This is a genomic window from Ensifer adhaerens (assembly GCF_002007205.1).
In the GTDB taxonomy this organism is placed as follows: Bacteria; Pseudomonadota; Alphaproteobacteria; order Rhizobiales; family Rhizobiaceae; genus Ensifer; species Ensifer adhaerens_D.
The window spans coordinates 347,335-364,661 of sequence record NZ_LAZS01000014.1; the positions used below are offsets into that span (position 1 = coordinate 347,335).

General features: G+C 63.6%; 12 protein-coding genes. 6 read left to right on the forward strand and 6 right to left on the reverse strand.

Annotated elements, in window-relative coordinates:
* Positions 1-14: 14 nt before the first annotated feature.
* The 3 genes from XB14_RS31810 to XB14_RS31820 all read left to right on the forward strand — a co-directional run bounded on the left by XB14_RS31810 (position 15) and on the right by XB14_RS31820 (position 2,372).
* On the forward strand, positions 15-209 hold the full coding sequence (locus XB14_RS31810) for a hypothetical protein (protein ID WP_034800171.1): 195 nt from the start codon (positions 15-17) through the stop codon (positions 207-209).
* Between the two features lie 113 nt (positions 210-322).
* Positions 323-1,357, forward strand: coding sequence for an aspartate-semialdehyde dehydrogenase (locus tag XB14_RS31815; protein WP_034800169.1), 1,035 nt, complete (start codon positions 323-325; stop codon positions 1,355-1,357).
* A 193-nt stretch (positions 1,358-1,550) separates the two neighbouring features.
* Positions 1,551-2,372: a lytic murein transglycosylase gene (locus XB14_RS31820; RefSeq protein ID WP_077968706.1), complete on the forward strand. Its 822-nt coding sequence runs from the start codon at positions 1,551-1,553 to the stop codon at positions 2,370-2,372.
* An 85-nt stretch (positions 2,373-2,457) separates the two neighbouring features.
* Here the strand turns inward: XB14_RS31820 and XB14_RS31825 are convergent, their stop codons facing one another.
* Positions 2,458-3,111, reverse strand: coding sequence for a carbonic anhydrase (locus XB14_RS31825; RefSeq protein ID WP_077968476.1), 654 nt, complete (start codon positions 3,109-3,111; stop codon positions 2,458-2,460).
* Positions 3,112-3,240: 129 nt separating this feature from the next.
* Positions 3,241-4,122, reverse strand: a complete 882-nt coding sequence (pdxY, locus tag XB14_RS31830) for a pyridoxal kinase PdxY (RefSeq protein ID WP_077968479.1) — start codon at positions 4,120-4,122, stop codon at positions 3,241-3,243.
* Between the two features lie 285 nt (positions 4,123-4,407).
* Between pdxY and XB14_RS31835 the strand changes: the two genes are divergently transcribed.
* Together XB14_RS31835 and XB14_RS31840 are read left to right on the forward strand one after the other, a co-directional pair.
* Entirely contained in the window at positions 4,408-9,201 is a 4,794-nt protein-coding gene (locus XB14_RS31835; RefSeq protein WP_077968480.1) for an NAD-glutamate dehydrogenase, read from the forward strand.
* 196 nt (positions 9,202-9,397) lie between these two features.
* The gene (locus tag XB14_RS31840; RefSeq protein WP_419178655.1) at positions 9,398-10,759 is read left to right on the forward strand and encodes an MFS transporter; all 1,362 of its coding nucleotides are present in this window, start codon (positions 9,398-9,400) and stop codon (positions 10,757-10,759) included.
* A gap of 49 nt (positions 10,760-10,808) precedes the next feature.
* Here XB14_RS31840 and purH read toward each other — a convergent pair whose 3' ends face one another.
* From purH to htpX, 4 genes are all read right to left on the reverse strand, one after another.
* Positions 10,809-12,419 carry a bifunctional phosphoribosylaminoimidazolecarboxamide formyltransferase/IMP cyclohydrolase gene (gene purH / locus XB14_RS31845; protein ID WP_077968484.1) on the reverse strand — a complete coding sequence of 537 codons (1,611 nt, stop codon included), beginning with the start codon at positions 12,417-12,419 and terminating at the stop codon, positions 10,809-10,811.
* Between the two features lie 200 nt (positions 12,420-12,619).
* The gene (locus XB14_RS31850; RefSeq protein WP_077968486.1) at positions 12,620-14,305 is read right to left on the reverse strand and encodes a heparinase II/III family protein; all 1,686 of its coding nucleotides are present in this window, start codon (positions 14,303-14,305) and stop codon (positions 12,620-12,622) included.
* 212 nt (positions 14,306-14,517) lie between these two features.
* Positions 14,518-15,930: an RsmB/NOP family class I SAM-dependent RNA methyltransferase gene (locus XB14_RS31855; RefSeq protein ID WP_077968488.1), complete on the reverse strand. Its 1,413-nt coding sequence runs from the start codon at positions 15,928-15,930 to the stop codon at positions 14,518-14,520.
* Positions 15,930-16,889, reverse strand: a complete 960-nt coding sequence (htpX, locus tag XB14_RS31860; protein ID WP_077968491.1) for a zinc metalloprotease HtpX — start codon at positions 16,887-16,889, stop codon at positions 15,930-15,932. Before htpX ends, XB14_RS31855 begins: the two co-directional genes overlap by 1 nt.
* A 125-nt stretch (positions 16,890-17,014) precedes the next feature.
* Between htpX and XB14_RS31865 the strand changes: the two genes are divergently transcribed.
* Positions 17,015-17,215: a DUF1674 domain-containing protein gene (locus tag XB14_RS31865; RefSeq protein ID WP_077968493.1), complete on the forward strand. Its 201-nt coding sequence runs from the start codon at positions 17,015-17,017 to the stop codon at positions 17,213-17,215.
* Positions 17,216-17,327 lie beyond the last annotated feature (112 nt).

A 17,327-nucleotide genomic window follows, 5' to 3' on the forward strand; every position in this document is an offset into this window, starting at 1 on the left:
GCAGGACAGGGAGCGTGCCGGCGCGCGGCAATGTCTTGACTCTTCCCCAAAACCGCGTAAGAGCAGCGACGAACGAGGAAATCACCACCATGCGACCGATCGGTCCAGCCATCGCTGCTTTGATCCTGCCGGCTCTTGCCGCGGGGCAGGATGTCGATTTTTCGTTCGCTTGCAAAACAACGGCCAAAACGACGACGAAAACCGTCTGACGTCTCTGGCCCTCCGCTCTCTCCCCGGTTTGGCCGGGGACAGGAACCCTCGCGGCAGGTCGCGCGGTTTCCCCCTCACCCGACGAGGAGAGACAAAAAAGAGAGCTTAGATCATGGGTTTCAAGATTGCAGTCGCAGGCGCCACCGGCAATGTCGGCCGGGAGATGCTGAACATCCTTTCCGAACGCGGCTTTCCCGCGGATGAAGTGGTCGCCCTTGCTTCCGCCCGCTCCCAGGGCACGGAAGTTTCCTTTGGCGACAAGACCCTCAAGGTCAAGAACCTCGAAAACTACGATTTCTCCGACACCGATATCTGCCTGATGTCGGCCGGCGGCGCGGTATCGCTCAAGTATTCGCCGAAGATCGGTCAGCAGGGCTGCGTCGTCATCGACAACTCTTCGGCCTGGCGCTACGACGCGGAAGTGCCGCTGATCGTGCCGGAAGTGAACCCGGACGCGATCGCGCAGTTCACCAAGAAGAACATCATCGCCAACCCGAATTGCTCGACGGCTCAGCTCGTCGTCGCCCTGAAGCCGCTGCACGACCACGCCAAGATCAAGCGCGTCGTCGTCTCGACCTACCAGTCGGTTTCCGGCGCCGGCAAGGACGGCATGGACGAACTGTTCAACCAGACCCGCGCGGTCTTCGTCGCCGATCCGATCGAATCGAAGAAGTTCACCAAGCGCATCGCCTTCAACGTCATCCCGCACATCGACGTGTTCATGGAAGACGGCTACACCAAGGAAGAGTGGAAGGTTCTGGCCGAGACCAAGAAGATGCTCGACCCGAAGATCAAGGTGACCTGCACCGCCGTGCGCGTTCCCGTCTTCATCGGCCACTCGGAATCGGTCAACATCGAGTTCGAGAACGAGATCACCGCTGACGAGGCGCGCGACATCCTGCGCGAGGCGCCGGGCTGCCTGGTCGTCGACAAGCACGAGAACGGCGGCTACGTCACCCCTTACGAATGCGCCGGCGAAGATGCGACCTACATCTCCCGCATCCGCGAGGACGCGACCGTCGAGAACGGCCTCAACCTGTGGGTCGTCTCCGACAACCTGCGCAAGGGTGCCGCTCTGAACGCGATCCAGATTGCCGAGCTACTGGTCAACCGTGGCCTCATCAAGCCGCGCAAGCAGGCCGCCTGAAAACGGCAGTTGAACAATTCACCCCCGCCAGGCTCTTCCGGGTCTGGCGGGTTTCCTGTTTCGCGAAGGGCCGATTGTTTCCGGATTCACGTGAAACCACGATAAAGTTACCTGCCGCTTGCGGTAGGTGACACGGCCGGCGAAGGCTGGCATTTTTAAGAGCAACGAGATTCGGGCTATGACGGGGTATTTCATGCACAGGGCGAAGTGCGCAGCAGTGGGGCTTGTTGCCCTGATTTCGACTGCAGTTTTTCCGGCGGTGGCATCGGCCGCCCAATGCGGCAATGACGGAAGCGGCTTTGAAGCCTGGGTGCAGAACTTCAAGCAACAGGCCTCCGGCAACGGTATCAGCCCTGCTGTCCTCGACCGGGCGCTGTCGAACGTCTCCTACAACAAGGCGACGATCCGCGCCGACCGCGGCCAGAAGAGCTTCAAGCTGTCGCTCGACCAGTTCATGCAGAAGCGCGGCGGCCAGGTGATCATTTCCCGCGGCAAGAAGATGAAGCAGCAGAACGCCGCACTCTTTGCCAGCATCGAGCGCCGCTTCGGCGTGCCGGCCGGCCCGCTGATCGCCATCTGGGGCATGGAGACCGGTTTCGGCGGCTTCATGGGCAAGGAGCACACGCTTTCGGCCGTTTCGACGCTCGCTTATGACTGCCGTCGCTCGGACTACTTTACCAACCAGCTCTATGCGGCCCTGCAGCTCGTACAGCGCGGCGACCTGAGCCCGGATGCGCGCGGCGCGGCGCACGGCGAGATCGGCCAGACCCAGTTCCTGCCGGCCAACGTGCTGAAATACGGCGTCGACGGCGACGGCAACGGCCATGTCGACATGGTTCGCTCCAAGGCCGACGCGCTGGCGTCCACCGCCAACTTCCTGCGCGGCCATGGCTGGCAGCCGGGCGCCGGCTATCAGCAGGGCCAGGCGAACTTCGGCGCGATCCAGGGCTGGAACGCCGCATCCGTCTACCAGCAGGCGATCGCCATCATCGGCGCCGAGATCGACGGTCTCTGATCCAAACACGATCCGCGCATCTCCCTGACGCGCGAGACTTCGCAAACTATAAAGCCCGGTTCTCAGGAACCGGGCTTTTTGCTGGCTACATGCCCGGCCGGGAGAAGTCGCCGGTCGTGGGATCCATGACCCAGAGTTCGCCGGTCGAGATGTCGAACCAGGCGCCGTGCAGCTGCAGCTTGCCCTTGGCCTCAAGAATCTGAACGCAGGGGAAGGTGCGCAGATTGGCAAGCGAGTTGCGGATCGAAACGCGCTCGAGCGCACGCTGGCGCTCCGCCTGGGTCATGACGTCGTTGCTCTGGATCTGTTCGGCCGCCGGCTTCAGAAGGTGCATCCAGCGCCCGATGAAATCGCCCGGCGACAGGGGCTCGGCATCCGGATCGAGCGCCGCCTTGATACCGCCACAGCGGCCATGGCCCATGACGACGATATCGCTGACGCGCAGCGACTGAACGGCGAACTCCAGGGCCGCCGAAGTGGAGTGGTAATGACCATCCGGCTCGTAGGGCGGCATGAGATTGGCAACGTTGCGCACGACGAAGAGTTCGCCCGGGCCGCTGTCGAAGATCGTTTCCGGCGCAGCGCGCGAGTCGCAACAGGCAATCACCATCGTCTTCGGCTTTTGACCGGTTTCCGCCAGCGCCTTGTAGCGTTTCTGCTGCTCGCTGAAGCGACCGTTCATGAAGTTGTGGTAGCCGTTCAGAAGATAGTCCGGAAAACGCTGCTGCTGCTTGTCCATCGATTGCTCCGCTCGTGCTTCAGGGCGGCATGGCCGGCTTTCGCCCACCTGCGCCTCCGTCATGAAAATGATCGCGATCTAAAATTCAATCCACGATGCCATAGGGGTGGCGGTCCGTGAACAGCTTCTTCACTTGCGCCGCATCTGATTCGGATGAACCAGCCGGCGCATCTGCACCATCGCCATTGGCGTCGATAGGCTCGATGCGTCCTGCTCGATGGTCAATTCATCCGCGCCGCGCTTGACGCTCCGCGCGATGATCTCAAATACGCTCGCCGTCGCCATCTGCAAGGCGCGTTCCTCTGAAAGTCCTTCAAGGATCCGGGCGAGAAACACCGCCGCCAACAGGTCGCCCGTGCCGTTCGGCGGGTTTTCGACCAGCCTATGTTCGGCGAGCAATGCGTAGTTTCCCGAGAGAAAAAGATTACCGGTCCCGCCGCTCATCATCGGCACGGCAGACGTTACCAGCACGCGGGACGGGCCGAGGCCGAGGGCAGCGTCAAGGATCGCCGTATTCGTTTCCAGCGTCGCGCCCGAGAGCCAGGCAAGCTCGTAGCGGTTCGGCGTCGCGAGATTTGCAAGTGGCAGCAACTGGTCGCGAATGGCAAAGGCCGTGGCTTCCGGAACATAGAGGCCGCCGGCGTCTCCGATCACGGGATCGCAGGCGTAGATCAGTTTCGGGTTGCGCTCCTTGAGCGCCGTCACCAGTCGGGCCACGCCTTCGGCCTGACCAGTCGAGCCGAGATAGCCGGAAAGCACCGCACGCACCTCGCCAACCCAGGGTGCTGCAATGAGATCATCGATCACCGAACCGAAGTCCTGGTCGGAAATGGCGACCCGCGTCGAGCGCCCATGGCCGGGGTGCCAGGGGAGTATGACGGTCGGAAGCGCCCAGACCGGATGCCCCAATGTCTCCAGCGCGAAGACCACGGCCCGGTTGCCGACCTTGCCGCGCACGACATGGCTCGAGATGACGATGACGGCGCCGGGCAGGGAAGGCATTTCGGGCATCGACCAGTCCAATCCTACGATCTTAAAACTCTGTTCACCCGACTGTCACTGCCCTGTCAACAGGCGATGGCAGATCGGCTCCGTGGAAGCCTCTGGCGTTTTCGTGCTTTTTCTTCGATTTTCGAGCAATTTTCGCGAAATTACCTTCGATTTAAATGGATTTAAGCTGTTTTCACGTGAAATTCTCCGATTTTGGGCTCGATTTTGCCGAAATCGGCGTAAAAAGCGGTCGCCATTAGCCATGGTTCTGATAGGGTTTGGCCTATCATGAATGGGAGAGACTTCATGGGCGTGAAATACAATCCGAAGCGGGACAGACACATCGACGCAGCGAAGGCGGCCGCCATCAAACTGGGCGTCGAGGCGCTTGCGCCGGAAATCCTCTTCGGTGGGGCCAGCAACGATGACCTCGATCTTTATTCGGCGGACATGCTGGCGCTGACGGCCGCCCATGCCTATCAGGAACTCGCCCGCTGGGATGGCGGCAAGCCGCAGGTTTCCGTCGAAACCGTCGCCGGCGTAGCACCTGGCGGCACCGAGGTGTCGATCATCGCGGTCACCGAACGCAACATGCCGTTCCTCTATGATTCGGTCATGGGGGAAATAACGAGCACCCACCGCGACATTCATCTTGCGATCCACCCGATCCTGGTCAAGGAACCGGGCAAGCCGGCAAAGCTCTTCGATCCCGAAGAGGAAAGCGATCCGTCGCACCGCGTCAGCCATATCCAGATCCACCTGACGAAGCTGGCCCCCGTCGAGGCCGAACAGCTCAGCAACCGCATTCGCGACGTGCTGGAGCAGGTGCACCAGGCCGTGCACGACTGGCCAGCGATGACCGCGCTGCTCGATCATGCGATGCAGGAGCTGGAGGCCTATAACGCCTCGCGCAAGAAGAGCGACCGCGACGAGGCGCTCGCCTTCCTCCGCTGGCTGCGCGACAACAACTTCACCTTCCTCGGCATGCGCGAATACACCTATTCCGGCAAGGGCGGAAAGGCGATGGTCGAGCGCGGCAAGGGCAGAGGCCTCGGCATGCTCTCCAATCCCGATGTGCGCGTGCTGCGCCAGGGCAAGGACGCGGTGCTGACCACGCCGGAAATTCTCGCCTTCCTCGAAAGCCCGGATTTCCTGATCGTCACCAAGGCCAACGTCAAATCGGTCGTCCATCGCCGCGCCTACATGGACTATATCGGCGTCAAGCGTTTCGACGCCGATGGCAACGTCGCCGGCGAACTGCGCATCGTCGGCCTGTTCACCTCCTCGGCCTATACCCGCCAGGCGGCCGAGATCCCGCTTTTGCGCCACAAGATCGAGAAGATCGTCGATCACTTCGGCTACGATCCGCAGAGCCATTCCGGCAAGATGCTGGACAACACGCTGGAATCCTATCCGCGCGACGATCTCTTCCAGATCGACGTCGGCCTGCTTGCCGCCTTCTGCGAACAGATCAACGAGCTCGGCGATCGGCCGCGCATCCGCGTGCTGCCGCGCATCGACCATTTCGACCGCTTCGTCTCGGTCATCGTCTTCGTGCCGCGCGAACAGTACGATTCGGATGTGCGCGAGAAGATCGGCGATTACCTGAAGACGGTCTATGACGGCCGCGTCTCCGCCTACTACCCGGCCTTCCCGGAGGGCGGCCTTGCCCGCGTCCACTTCATCATCGGCCGCTCCGCCGGCAAGACGCCGCGCATTCCGCAGGCCAAGCTCGAAGAAGCGGTTCGCGGCATCGTCACCCGCTGGATCGACCGGTTCGACCTGCTCGCCCGCAAGGACGGCATCGAACTCGACGTCGACAACGCCTACCAGTCGTTCTTCACGCCGGCGGAAGCCTATGCAGACCTCTCGGATATCGCCGCCTGCAAGGGCCCGGATCCGATCCGGATCTCGTTCTACAACTATCCGCGCGCCGTCACCCGCCCGGATACGGCGGAACTCAAGATCTTCCATGCCGGCGAGCCCGTGTCGCTGTCGCGCCGCGTGCCGCTGCTCGAAAACCTCGGCTTCCGGGTGATCAGCGAACAGACCTACGACATCGGCGTCAACGCTCACGGCGAAGAGCAGCGCAAGGTCGTGTTGCACGACATGGAGCTGATCCACCGTGACGGCCACGCGCTGAACCTCGACAAGAGCGGTCAGGCTCTTGAGGAAGCCTTCCTCGCTGCCTGGAACGGCACCATCGAGGACGACAACTTCAATCGGCTGATCCTGCTTGCGGGCCTCAATGCCCGCGAAGTGACGGTGCTGCGCGCCTATGCCCGCTATCTGCGCCAGGCCGGGATCACCTATTCTCAAGGCTATATCGCCGACACGCTGAACAAGTATCCGGCGATTGCCGCCGATATCTTCAAGCTCTTCGTGACCCGCATGGATCCGAAGCTCGAGGAAAAGCCGCGCGCCAAGAAGTGCAACGCCCTGCTTTCGGCGATCGAGGACGCGCTGTCAGCCGTTCCGAGCCTCGACGAAGACCGGATTCTCCGCCGCTACGTCAACGCGATCGAAGCGACGCTCCGGACCAACTACTTCCAGCATGACGCCGACGGCAAGCCGCGCGCGGTCCTCGCCTTCAAGCTCGACCCGAAGGCACTCGACGGCCTGCCGGAACCGCACCCGTTCCGCGAAATCTTCGTCTACGGCACCGAGGTCGAAGGCGTGCACCTGCGCTTCGGCAAGGTCGCCCGCGGCGGCCTGCGCTGGTCGGACCGCGCCCAGGACTACCGCACGGAAGTGCTCGGCCTCGTGAAGGCCCAGCAGGTGAAGAACGCCGTTATCGTGCCCGTGGGCGCCAAGGGCGGTTTCTATCCGAAGCTGCTTCCGGTGGGCGGCACCCGCGACGAAGTGTTCAAGGCCGGCACCGAGGCCTACAAGACCTTCATTCGCACGCTGCTGTCGGTCACTGACAACATCGTCGGCCAGGACGTCGTGCCGCCGGCCGACACGCTGCGCCACGACGGCGACGATCCCTACTTCGTCGTTGCCGCCGACAAGGGCACTGCGACCTTCTCCGACACGGCCAACGGCCTGGCGCAGGAAGCGGGCTTCTGGCTCGACGACGCGTTCGCTTCGGGCGGTTCCGCCGGCTATGACCATAAGAAGATGGGCATCACCGCCCGCGGCGCCTGGGAGACCGTCAAGCGCCACTTCCGCGAGATGGACATCGACATCCAGACGACGCCCTTCACGGTTGCCGGCGTCGGCGACATGTCCGGCGACGTCTTCGGCAACGGCATGCTGCTCTCGGAAAAGATCCGCCTGATTGCGGCCTTTGACCACCGCGACATCATCATCGACCCGAATCCGGATATCGATGCCTCCTTCGCCGAGCGCAAGCGCATGTTCGACCTGCCGCGCTCGAGTTGGCAGGACTATGACCGCAAGACGCTTTCCGCGGGCGCGATGATCATCTCGCGCGCCGAAAAGTCGGTGACGCTGACGCCTGAGGCGATGGCCGCGATCGGCCTCGACAAGGCGAAGGCGACGCCCTTCGAGATCATGAATGCGATCCTGAAGAGCCAGGTCGACCTGCTCTGGTTCGGCGGTATCGGCACCTATGTGCGCGGCAGCAACGAGACGGATGCGGAAGTGGGCGACCGCGCCAACGACGCCATCCGCGTCGCGGCCGAAGAAGTTCGCGCCCGCGTCATCGGTGAAGGCGCCAACCTCGGCGTCACCCAGAAGGGCCGCATCGGCTTCGGCCTCAACGGCGGCCGCTGCAACTCGGATGCCATCGACAACTCGGCCGGCGTCAACTCCTCCGACGTCGAGGTCAACATCAAGATCGCGCTTGCGTCCGCCATGCGCGACGGCCGCCTGACGCGGCCGAAGCGCAACACGCTGCTGGCCTCGATGACCGAGGAAGTCGGCCATCTGGTGCTGCGCAACAACTACGAGCAATCGCTGGCGATCTCGCTGACCGCCATGCAGGGCCTCGGCAACCGCACGACGCTTGGCCGGCTCATGACCCGGCTCGAGGCCGACGGCCATCTCAACCGCAAGGTCGAGACTCTGCCGACCGACCAGGCGATGACCGAGCGCTACCAGGCGGGCAAACCCTTGACCCGCGCCGAGATCGGCGTGCTCGTCTCCTACTCCAAGCTCGTTCTCTTCGATGAGCTGATTGCGAGCGAACTGCCCGACGATCCGTACTTCACGGCAACGCTCGAGCGTTACTTCCCGGGCAAGATGCGCAAGTCCTATGCCGGCGACATCCACGGTCACCGCCTGCGCCGCGAAATCATCGCGACGATCCTCGCCAACGAGGTCATCAATCGCGGTGGCCCGGCCTTCGTCTCGACCCTGACGGATGCCACCGGCTTCCTGTCGGCCGACGTCGTCAAGGCCGCGGTTCTGGCGCTCGACGGCTTCGACCTGCCGCGGATCTATGACGAGATCGACGCGCTCGACAACAAGATCGGCGGCGGCCTGCAAAACGTCCTCTACCAGGAGGTCGGCCGCATCTTCACGCTCGTCACCGAGCGGGCGCTGCGCACCCATGCGGCGACCGGCTCGGTCTCCGAGGCCGTTTCGCGCCTCGGTGACGGCCTGCAGAAGCTGCGTGCGACCATGCGCACCGCAGTCTCCGGCGAGAGCGCCGAAGAAGCCCGGCTGAAGACAGCAGCCTTCGTCGAGGGTGGCGTCCCGGCCAAGCTCGCCGAGGAGATTTCGGAACTGGCGCTGATGACGCTGGTACCCGAGATCATGCAGATTGCCTCCGAAACCGGCGAGACGTTGAGCCGCACGGCGCAGGGTTACTTCGCCGTCACCGATACGCTCCGCATCAACCGGTTGCTAGCTGCGTCCGATCGCGTTCCGGCAACCGAGCAGTTCGAGGCGATGGCTCTGTCGCGCGCCGTATCCGATATCGCCGCCGCACGGCGGGATATCACCGCGGCAGCCCTGCGCGAGCAGAAGAAGGAGCGCAATCCGGTTGCCGCCTGGGAAGAAAGCGAACGCGTTCGTGTCGCCCAGGCGACCGGCCAGCTGCGGCTCCTGACCGAGAAGGGTGAAACCACGCTCGCCAAGATCACCGTTGCTGCGGGGCTGCTCAACGACCTCGCGCGCGGAAGGGCGAAGTAACAGGACGAAAAAAGATGCGGGCATTTTTCGCCCGCATCCGGTTCCAGACCTTTCGGAATCGGTTCAATTGAAGATAGGCTGCGCCGCGCGTTCGAGGGGACGCGCGGCGCAGTCGTTTCGGGAGGGGACCTTGCAGATTTCGGCCGAAAAGACTGAGGACCAACCGCGCGCGTCACGCGCGGGCATAGCCGGCTGGATGCTGTTCGACTGGGCGGCGCAACCCTTCTTCACGGTCATCACCACCTTCATCTTCGGTCCCTATTTCGTCTCTAGGCTGACCGAGGATCACGCGCTCGGCCAGGCGATGTGGGGCTATACGCTCACCGTTTCCGGCATCATCATCGCGGTCCTCTCTCCCGTGCTCGGCTCGATCGCCGACGCGACCGGGCCGCGAAAACCCTGGATCGCCTTCTTCGCGGTCATCAAGATCGTATCGCTGGCTATGCTCTGGTTTGCTGCCCCCGGCTCGCCGATCCTCTATCCCGCGATCTTCATGATCCTGGCGACGGTCGCAGCGGAGTTCTCGATCGTCTTCAACGATTCGATGATGCCCCGCCTTGTGCCGGAGAAGGACGTGGGGCGCATTTCCAACATCGCCTGGGGCCTCGGTTACCTCGGCGGCATGCTCGTGCTGATCGCCGTCGTGGCGCTGCTGGCCGGCAGTCCCGAAGACGGAAAGACGGCGGCCGGCATCGACCCGCTATTCGGTCTCGATCCGGCAACGGGAGAGGATGCGCGCATCACCGGACCGATCTCCGCCATTTGGTACCTCGTCTTCATCCTGCCGATGTTCCTGTTCACCCCGGATGCGGCCAAGGCGACCATGTCCCTCGGCAAGGCCACCACAACGGGCCTCAGGGAGCTCAAGGGCACGCTCGTCGAACTGAAGCAGCGGTCCGGCATCCTGCGCTTCCTGATCGCGCGTATGGTCTTCCAGGATGGTGTCAACGGGCTCTTGGCTCTCGGCGGCACCTTCGCCGCCGCCATGTTTGGCTGGAGGACGCTGGAGCTCGGCATATACGGCATCATCCTCAACGTCGTCGCGATCGGCGGCTGCCTCTGCGCAAGCTGGCTCGATGCCCATCTTGGCTCCAAGAGGATCGTCACCGCCAGCCTGATCTGCCTGATCCTGGCGACGATCGGTATCGTCTCGACAGGGCCGGGCTTCACGCTTTTCGGCCTCATGCCGCTGTCAACGGAGGATTCCGGCGCCCTGTTCGGCACGGCTGCCGAAAAGGCCTATATCCTCTATGGCCTCCTGGTCGGCATCGCCTTCGGCCCGGTGCAGGCCTCGTCGCGCTCCTATCTCGCCCGCAGCGTTAGCCTGGACGAAGCCGGGCGCTACTTCGGCCTCTATGCGCTGTCCGGCCGTGCCACTTCGTTCCTCGCCCCCGCATCGGTCGCCACGATCACCCTTGCCACGGGCTCGGCGAGGATCGGCATGATGGCGCTCATCGCCTTTCTGGTGATCGGCCTGCTGATCCTGTTGCGCACGCCCTATCCGGCAGACGACGGCCGCAAAAAAGCCGCCGCATCCTTCGGACGCGACGGCTTCTGACTGTCCGTGCCTAATCCGGGACAGGCGCCTGAGCCAGCCCCGAACGATATCAGTGCCGGAAGTGGCGCATGCCGGTGAAGACCATGGCGACACCATGTTCGTCGGCAGCGGCAATCACTTCTTCATCGCGCATCGAGCCCCCTGGCTGGATGACGGCGGTGGCGCCGGCGGCGATCGCCGAGAGCAGACCATCGGCAAACGGCAGGAAGGCTTCGGAGGCAACAGCGGATCCCTTGGTGAGCGGCGTTGCGAGACCCAGCGCCTTCGCCGCTTCTTCGGCCTTGATCGCCGCGATGCGGGCGGAATCGACGCGGCTCATCTGGCCGGCGCCGATGCCGGCCGTCTGGCCGTCCTTGGCGTAGACGATCGCATTCGACTTCACGTGCTTGGCCACCTTGAAGGCGAACTTCATGTCTTCGAGTTCCTGGGCCGTCGGCGCACGCTTGGTGACGACCTTAAGCTCGAGGTCCTCGACCATGCCGTTGTCGCGCGTCTGCACCAGCAGGCCGCCCGAGACGGTCTTGGCCGCAAGGCCCGGGATGCGCGGATCCGGCAGGCCGCCGGTCGCAAGCAGGCGCAGGTTCGGCTTGCGGGCGATTACGGCCTTGGCCGCGTCGCTGACCGAGGGAGCAATGATCACTTCGGTAAAGAGCTTGACGATCTCTTCGGCCGTTTCCGCATCGAGCTCCTGGTTGAGCGCAATGATGCCGCCGAAGGCCGAGGTGGAATCGCAGGCGAGCGCCCGGCGATAGGCTTCGGCAAGCGTCGGTGCAGTCGCAACGCCGCAGGGGTTGGCATGCTTGATGATCGCGACCGCCGGTGCCTTCTCAGGCAGGAACTCGCCGACGAGCTCGAAAGCGGCATCCGTGTCGTTGATGTTGTTGTAGGAAAGCTGCTTGCCCTGAAGCAGGGTGGCGGTGGCGACGCCCGGACGGTTCTCGCCCGTCAGATAGAATCCGGCCTTCTGATGCGGGTTTTCGCCGTAGCGCATTTCTTCCTTCAAGACGCCGCCGATCACCCGGTGACGCGGCATCGGGGTGTCGAGCGCTTCGGCAAACCAGTTGGAGATGGCTGCGTCGTAGGCCGCGGTGCGGGCATAGGCCTTGGCGGCCATCTTCTGGCGGAAGGCATAGGTCGTCTTGCCCGAGGCAAGCTCTTCGAGCAGCACCGGATAGTCGGCCGGGTCGGTGACGATCGTCACATAGGCATGGTTCTTGGCCGAGGCGCGGATCATGGCCGGGCCGCCGATGTCGATGTTTTCGACCGTCGTCGGGTAATCGCCGCCCTGCGCGCGGACTTCCTCGAAGGGATAGAGATTGATGATCGCGAGATCGATGGCGGTGATGCCATGCGTCGACATGGCGGCAACGTGATCGGCATCGTCGCGGATCGCCAGCAGGCCGCCGTGAACGCTCGGATGCAGCGTCTTGACGCGGCCGTCCATGACCTCGGGGAAGCCGGTCAGTTCGGAAACGTCGCTCACCGGAAGGCCGGCCTCCGAGAGTGCCTTGTGCGTGCCGCCGGTCGAAACGAGCCTGATGCCCTTTTCGTGAAGGGCGCGCGCGAGCTCGACGACACCCGTCTTGTCGGAGACGGAGAGGAGGGCGGTGCGGACCGTAACCTCGTTCGGGGCGGGGATTTTCTTGGAGGCGACAGCCACAACCATGCTCCTTTGGCGGCGCCGGACGCCCCGGGAGGAAGCTCCGGCGGTTGAGATGGCTGCCCGTTAGCATAGCTTGCCGGGCGAAGGAACCTCGCCGGCCCCGAAGATCGCGATGATTTTGGATCGGATCGATCCAAAGTCATCGATGATCGCTCCAGATACGCGAGCGGAAAACGCCAGGCGCTTTTACAAGCAGCTCAGTTCGCGCGCGAAAACGTCCACTGGATCTCCGGCTGGCGCCCGATCGCAAAGGTCACGGTCAGCTGCGACGAGGCCCGGATACCGGAAGGATCGGCGAAAAAGATGTCCTCCTCGACGGCGAGTTCGCCGTCCTGGCAGGCAAACAGCCAGATCTCGCCGTCCGGCGCGGTCAGAAAGATTTCGCGCGCACTGTTCTGGCGAATGGCGACCGCCGGGTGAATGTGGAAACGCGCGACGGCGACCGCCGTATCGCTTTCCTCCGGGTCGCTGCCGTCGGCGCGCGACAGCCGGTCGCGACCGCGGATCATGCGGCCACCATTCAGGACACCGATGCCACGCTCGTGCATCAGGCCAAAGGCCGCAAGATAGCCGTCGTGGCTGGCCGTCACCGACTCAAGCCCACCCGGCTCGTCCTTGCGGTTCGCCGTCACCTCCCTGACGCCCGACGTCATGATCGGCCCGAGAAAACGCGATTGGGAGAAACGCGATGACGACGTGTCATTGACGGTCACGGTCGAATGCGCAGCCGTCAACCGCGCCATCTGGCGGAACCGCTCCCCGGCAAACTTCGGCGCGCCCGAATTGACGACGAAGCGTGTCTTGCCCGAGGACATTTCGAAGGACAGGCAGCCGGCATGGGCGCTGCGCGACAGGTCGACGGAAAGCGGCCGGCCGGTATCCATGATGACGACGGTGTTTTCCATCGCCAGGCGTTCGTAGTGCGCGTGCGGCAGCGAGCGGAAAGGTTCGCCGGCCGTCTCGTCGTAGCGCAGCACCGACGCCAGCTCATGCGCCAAAACCGAGGTGGCGCCGTTGAACAGCGCAAGCTCTCCGCCCTGGTGACGGAAAAAGCGCAGGGCCGGGTACATCCGGTCGATGCAGGGAATGAGACGCGACGGCACGTCATGTCCGAGATTGACGTAGGTCTGGCGAAGCGGCAGCAGGTCGAGCAGCAGCTCTAGGCCGGCGCGCGGACTGCGTGAGAAGTGGCTGCCGTCGGGCAGGATCTGACGGTCGAGTTCGAGATCGAGGTGGCGCGATGCCTTGCGGATGGCGCTGGGCGATGCCGGCATGGAAACCGACGCCATGGCGAGCGCCAGCCGCACCCTGAGCCTCTGCTCGCCGTCGCGCACCGTATCGGCGATATGCCTGAGATAGCGCACCTGCAGCGCCAGGCTCTTCAGGAACCGGCGATAGAAGCCATGCTCCGCATTGCGCAGCACCACCGGCGAATGGGACAACCAGGCGATGATGCGCTGCGCCATGATATCCGCATCCCAGGCAATACCGCCGAGTTCGCGCCCATGGGTGCCGATCCAGTCGTCGACGATCTGCCGCAGCCGGACGAAGCCGGCATCCTCGCGGATCGCCCTGAGGTGCCGCAGCCAGCCGAACGAATGCAGCCGGGCGGCAAATTCGCGCGACGGCAGATCGATCTCGAACGGCGACTCGCCCTCCGTGTCGAGCACGCGGCCGGCAAGCGGGAAACGTCCGGCGAGAATTTCTTCGGCGACAAAGGGGTCGACGGCTCGGAGGTCCGTCGGCGCAACGATCAGGCGATTGGGGGTGGAGCCGGTGAAGCGCAGAGTGGAGACGCGCCCGATCGACAGGCGACGCGACACACGGCGCCAGCCTTCACGCATGTACAGGTAGGAAAGCCTTCGCCTGCCGGAAAACAACATCAACGCCGCCGGTTACCTCATTTCTGGCACGATCACTCACGTCATCGGAGCGGGCCAGGACTTCGCGCCAGCGCCCGCATGGTGACGCGAAGACCATTAAACTTTTATCAATCCTGCCATCTTTGATAGGCTTCCCGGTCGAAAGCGTCAAATGACGCGGCAAAACAGGGCCTTGAGGCCCTGTTCCGGCAGCTGAGAACCGGTGGCGGCTGCTATTTGCGGCGAATCACCGCTGCGTAGAAACCATCGAGCCCGCTCGCGAAGGGCGCATCGAGCGGTAGCATGGCCGGCGTGGTCCGCATTTCGCCGACCGGTGTGATCGCGCCCTCGAGCCCTGGCCAATCGGCAGCCGAAATCGGCACGCGCTCGTAGCTATCCCCGGAACCGATGACCCGGGCCACGACCTCTTCGCCTTCGCGCGGGTCGAGCGAACAGTTGGAGAAGACGACCGTGCCGCCGGGCTTGACCACCGTCAGCGCATGACGCAGCAGCCTTTCCTGCAGGTCGGCGAGCTTTTCGATGTCCTCCGGTCCCTTGGTCCACAACACGTCGGGATGGCGTCGGGTCGTTCCGGTCGAGGAGCAGGGGGCGTCAAGCAGGGCGGCATCGAACAGCGTCTCCGGCTGGAAGTCCGCCATGTTGACTTCCCTGGTCTCTGCCTCGAGCCCCAGCCGCTTGAGATTGCCCTTCAGCCGGCGCAACCGGCTGCCGGACTGGTCGAGCGCGGTCACTTCGGCGCCGGCGAGGATGAGTTGCGCCGTTTTGCCGCCCGGTGCGGCACAGAGATCGACGGTCCGCTTGCCCTTGAGGTCGCCAAACAACCGCGCCGGGATCGATGCGGCCGCATCCTGAACCCACCAGGCACCATCGTCGAATCCGGCTAAGGAAGGGATGGAGCCGGAGAATGCGCCGAGCCGCACAGATCCGGTCGGTAGGACAGTGCCACCAAGTCGCTCGGCCCAAACCGCCGGCTCGGACTTGACGGAGAGATCGATTGCCGCCGGCGTCAGCTGCGCCTCAACGATCTGCTCGGCTGTTGCCGCACCATAATGGCTAACCAGGCGCTTGAAGAACCATTCCGGCATCGCCGGGATATGCCGGGTGCTTTCGAGGATGGCTTCCTTCTCCCGCGACAGCCGCCGCAGCACCGCATTCACGAGATTGGCAAAACGACGGTTGCGCGGATCGTTCTGCGCCTGTTCGACGGCGAGATCGACGGCGGAATGATCCGGCACGTCGAGATAGAGGATCTGTGCCGCTGCCACGGCAAGCACATGTTCCAGCGCCCGCGCACCGTCCGGCAAGGGCGTCTGCAGCAGAGAATTGATCGCAGCCTGCACGCGCGGAAGATGGCGAAGGGCAGAATTGAGAATTGCCCGAACCAGGGCGCGGTCTGCCTCATTGAGCTCGCGATAGGCCGGATTGCCGTGCTCGCTGTCGAGCATGCCATCGAGCGACGTCTTGCGGTCGATGACAGCCGCCAGAATTTTTGCGGCGGCCTGACGTGCTCTCAGGCCAGCCTTTTCCGGACCACGGGGTGCCGGGCCGGGCTTCTTCGGTTTTGCTGCGGCACCATTTCGGTGTGATCGTTTCGGGCGTGAATCGTTGTTGTTTTCTGCGGACATCAGGACCAGGGACCTTTGGGCGGTTCGGAACCACCGCGACCCCAACCGGTAGAGGGCACAGAGCGCGATTTGCGCACGGGATTATCAGCACGAACCGGCGGCGTCGAGGCCGAAGACATGTCCTGGGCCATCTGCTGCAGGGCAGCGATGCGGTTTTCAGTGTTGGGATGGGTCGAAAACAGATTGTCCATGCGCTCGCCGGAGAGCGGATTGATGATGAACATATGGGCCGTTGCCGGATTGCGCTCGGCATCGTCATTGTGAATCTGGTGCGCCGCGCCGGCGATCTTTTGCAGCGCCGAAGCCAGCGCCAGGGGCTTGCCGCAAATCTCGGCGCCGCGACGGTCGGCCGAGTATTCGCGCGTCCGGCTGATCGCCATCTGCACCAGCATCGCCGCCATCGGCGCCACGATCATCGCCACCAGCGTGCCGATGAAGCCGAGCGGATTGTTGTTTTCACGGTTGCCGCTGAAGAAGAAGGCGAAGTTGCCGAGCATCGAGATCGCGCCGGCAAGCGTTGCCGTCAGCGTCATCGTCAGTGTATCGCGGTTCTGCACGTGGGCGAGCTCATGCGCCATCACACCGGCGACCTCGTCATAGTTGAGAGTGTGAAGCAGCCCGGTTGACGCGGCGACCGCGGCATTCTCCGGATTGCGGCCGGTGGCAAATGCGTTCGGCTGCGGGCTGTCGATCACATAGACGCGCGGCATCGGCAGGCCGGCATTGCGGGCAAGATCACGCACGATGCCGTAATATTCCGGGGCACTGCGCTCGTCGACCTCCTGCGCGCGATACATGCGCAGCACCATCTTGTCCGAATTCCAGTAGGAGAAGAAGTTCATGCCCGCGGCCATGACGAAGGCGATCATCATGCCGCCGCGTCCGCCGATGGCAAAGCCCACCGCCATGAACAGGGCGGTCATGACTGCGAGCAGCATGGCGGTACGGACAAGGTTCATCGGGAGGCTCCGGGTCGTCAACGTTTCACGTGAATCAGGGTTCCCGTTCGGGGAACGACATCCTATATGATGGGTGCAAACACCCAATTCTTCAATATTGATGCTCGAATCCGGATACCGTTCAGATGCAGAACGACAATGACAACGCCACTGACCGCCCCAAAAAACCGCTGCCGCCCGCCGCGTTGCGGGCACTGAAGGAAGCGGAAGAGCGGCGTCAGGCGGAGATCAAGAAGGAGCTGCCGCCGGAGATCGGCGGGCGCGGCGGCGAAGATCCGGCCCGCTACGGCGATTGGGAGATCAAGGGTCGCGCGATCGACTTCTAAGCTCGGGTTGGTCGCAAGCGCGATCTGAATCCGGCTCACGAAATTGTCGGGGCGCGGAAACAGGCGCCGCATGGACGGCACCGAAATTCTTACATTTCAGTCGCAAGAGGAG

What these genes read in the sequence shown, in the direction of transcription:
- XB14_RS31835 (WP_077968480.1), top strand. Translation starts at nt 4,408, where the DNA reads ATGGGCGTGAAATACAATCCGAAGCGGGACAGACACATCGACGCAGCG.
- pdxY (WP_077968479.1), bottom strand. Translation starts at nt 4,122, where the DNA reads ATGCCCGAAATGCCTTCCCTGCCCGGCGCCGTCATCGTCATCTCGAGC.
- XB14_RS31865 (WP_077968493.1), top strand. Translation starts at nt 17,015, where the DNA reads ATGCAGAACGACAATGACAACGCCACTGACCGCCCCAAAAAACCGCTG.
- XB14_RS31840 (WP_419178655.1), top strand. Translation starts at nt 9,398, where the DNA reads ATGCTGTTCGACTGGGCGGCGCAACCCTTCTTCACGGTCATCACCACC.
- XB14_RS31825 (WP_077968476.1), bottom strand. Translation starts at nt 3,111, where the DNA reads ATGGACAAGCAGCAGCAGCGTTTTCCGGACTATCTTCTGAACGGCTAC.
- XB14_RS31820 (WP_077968706.1), top strand. Translation starts at nt 1,551, where the DNA reads ATGCACAGGGCGAAGTGCGCAGCAGTGGGGCTTGTTGCCCTGATTTCG.
- htpX (WP_077968491.1), bottom strand. Translation starts at nt 16,889, where the DNA reads ATGAACCTTGTCCGTACCGCCATGCTGCTCGCAGTCATGACCGCCCTG.
- XB14_RS31815 (WP_034800169.1), top strand. Translation starts at nt 323, where the DNA reads ATGGGTTTCAAGATTGCAGTCGCAGGCGCCACCGGCAATGTCGGCCGG.
- XB14_RS31850 (WP_077968486.1), bottom strand. Translation starts at nt 14,305, where the DNA reads ATGTTGTTTTCCGGCAGGCGAAGGCTTTCCTACCTGTACATGCGTGAA.
- XB14_RS31855 (WP_077968488.1), bottom strand. Translation starts at nt 15,930, where the DNA reads ATGTCCGCAGAAAACAACAACGATTCACGCCCGAAACGATCACACCGA.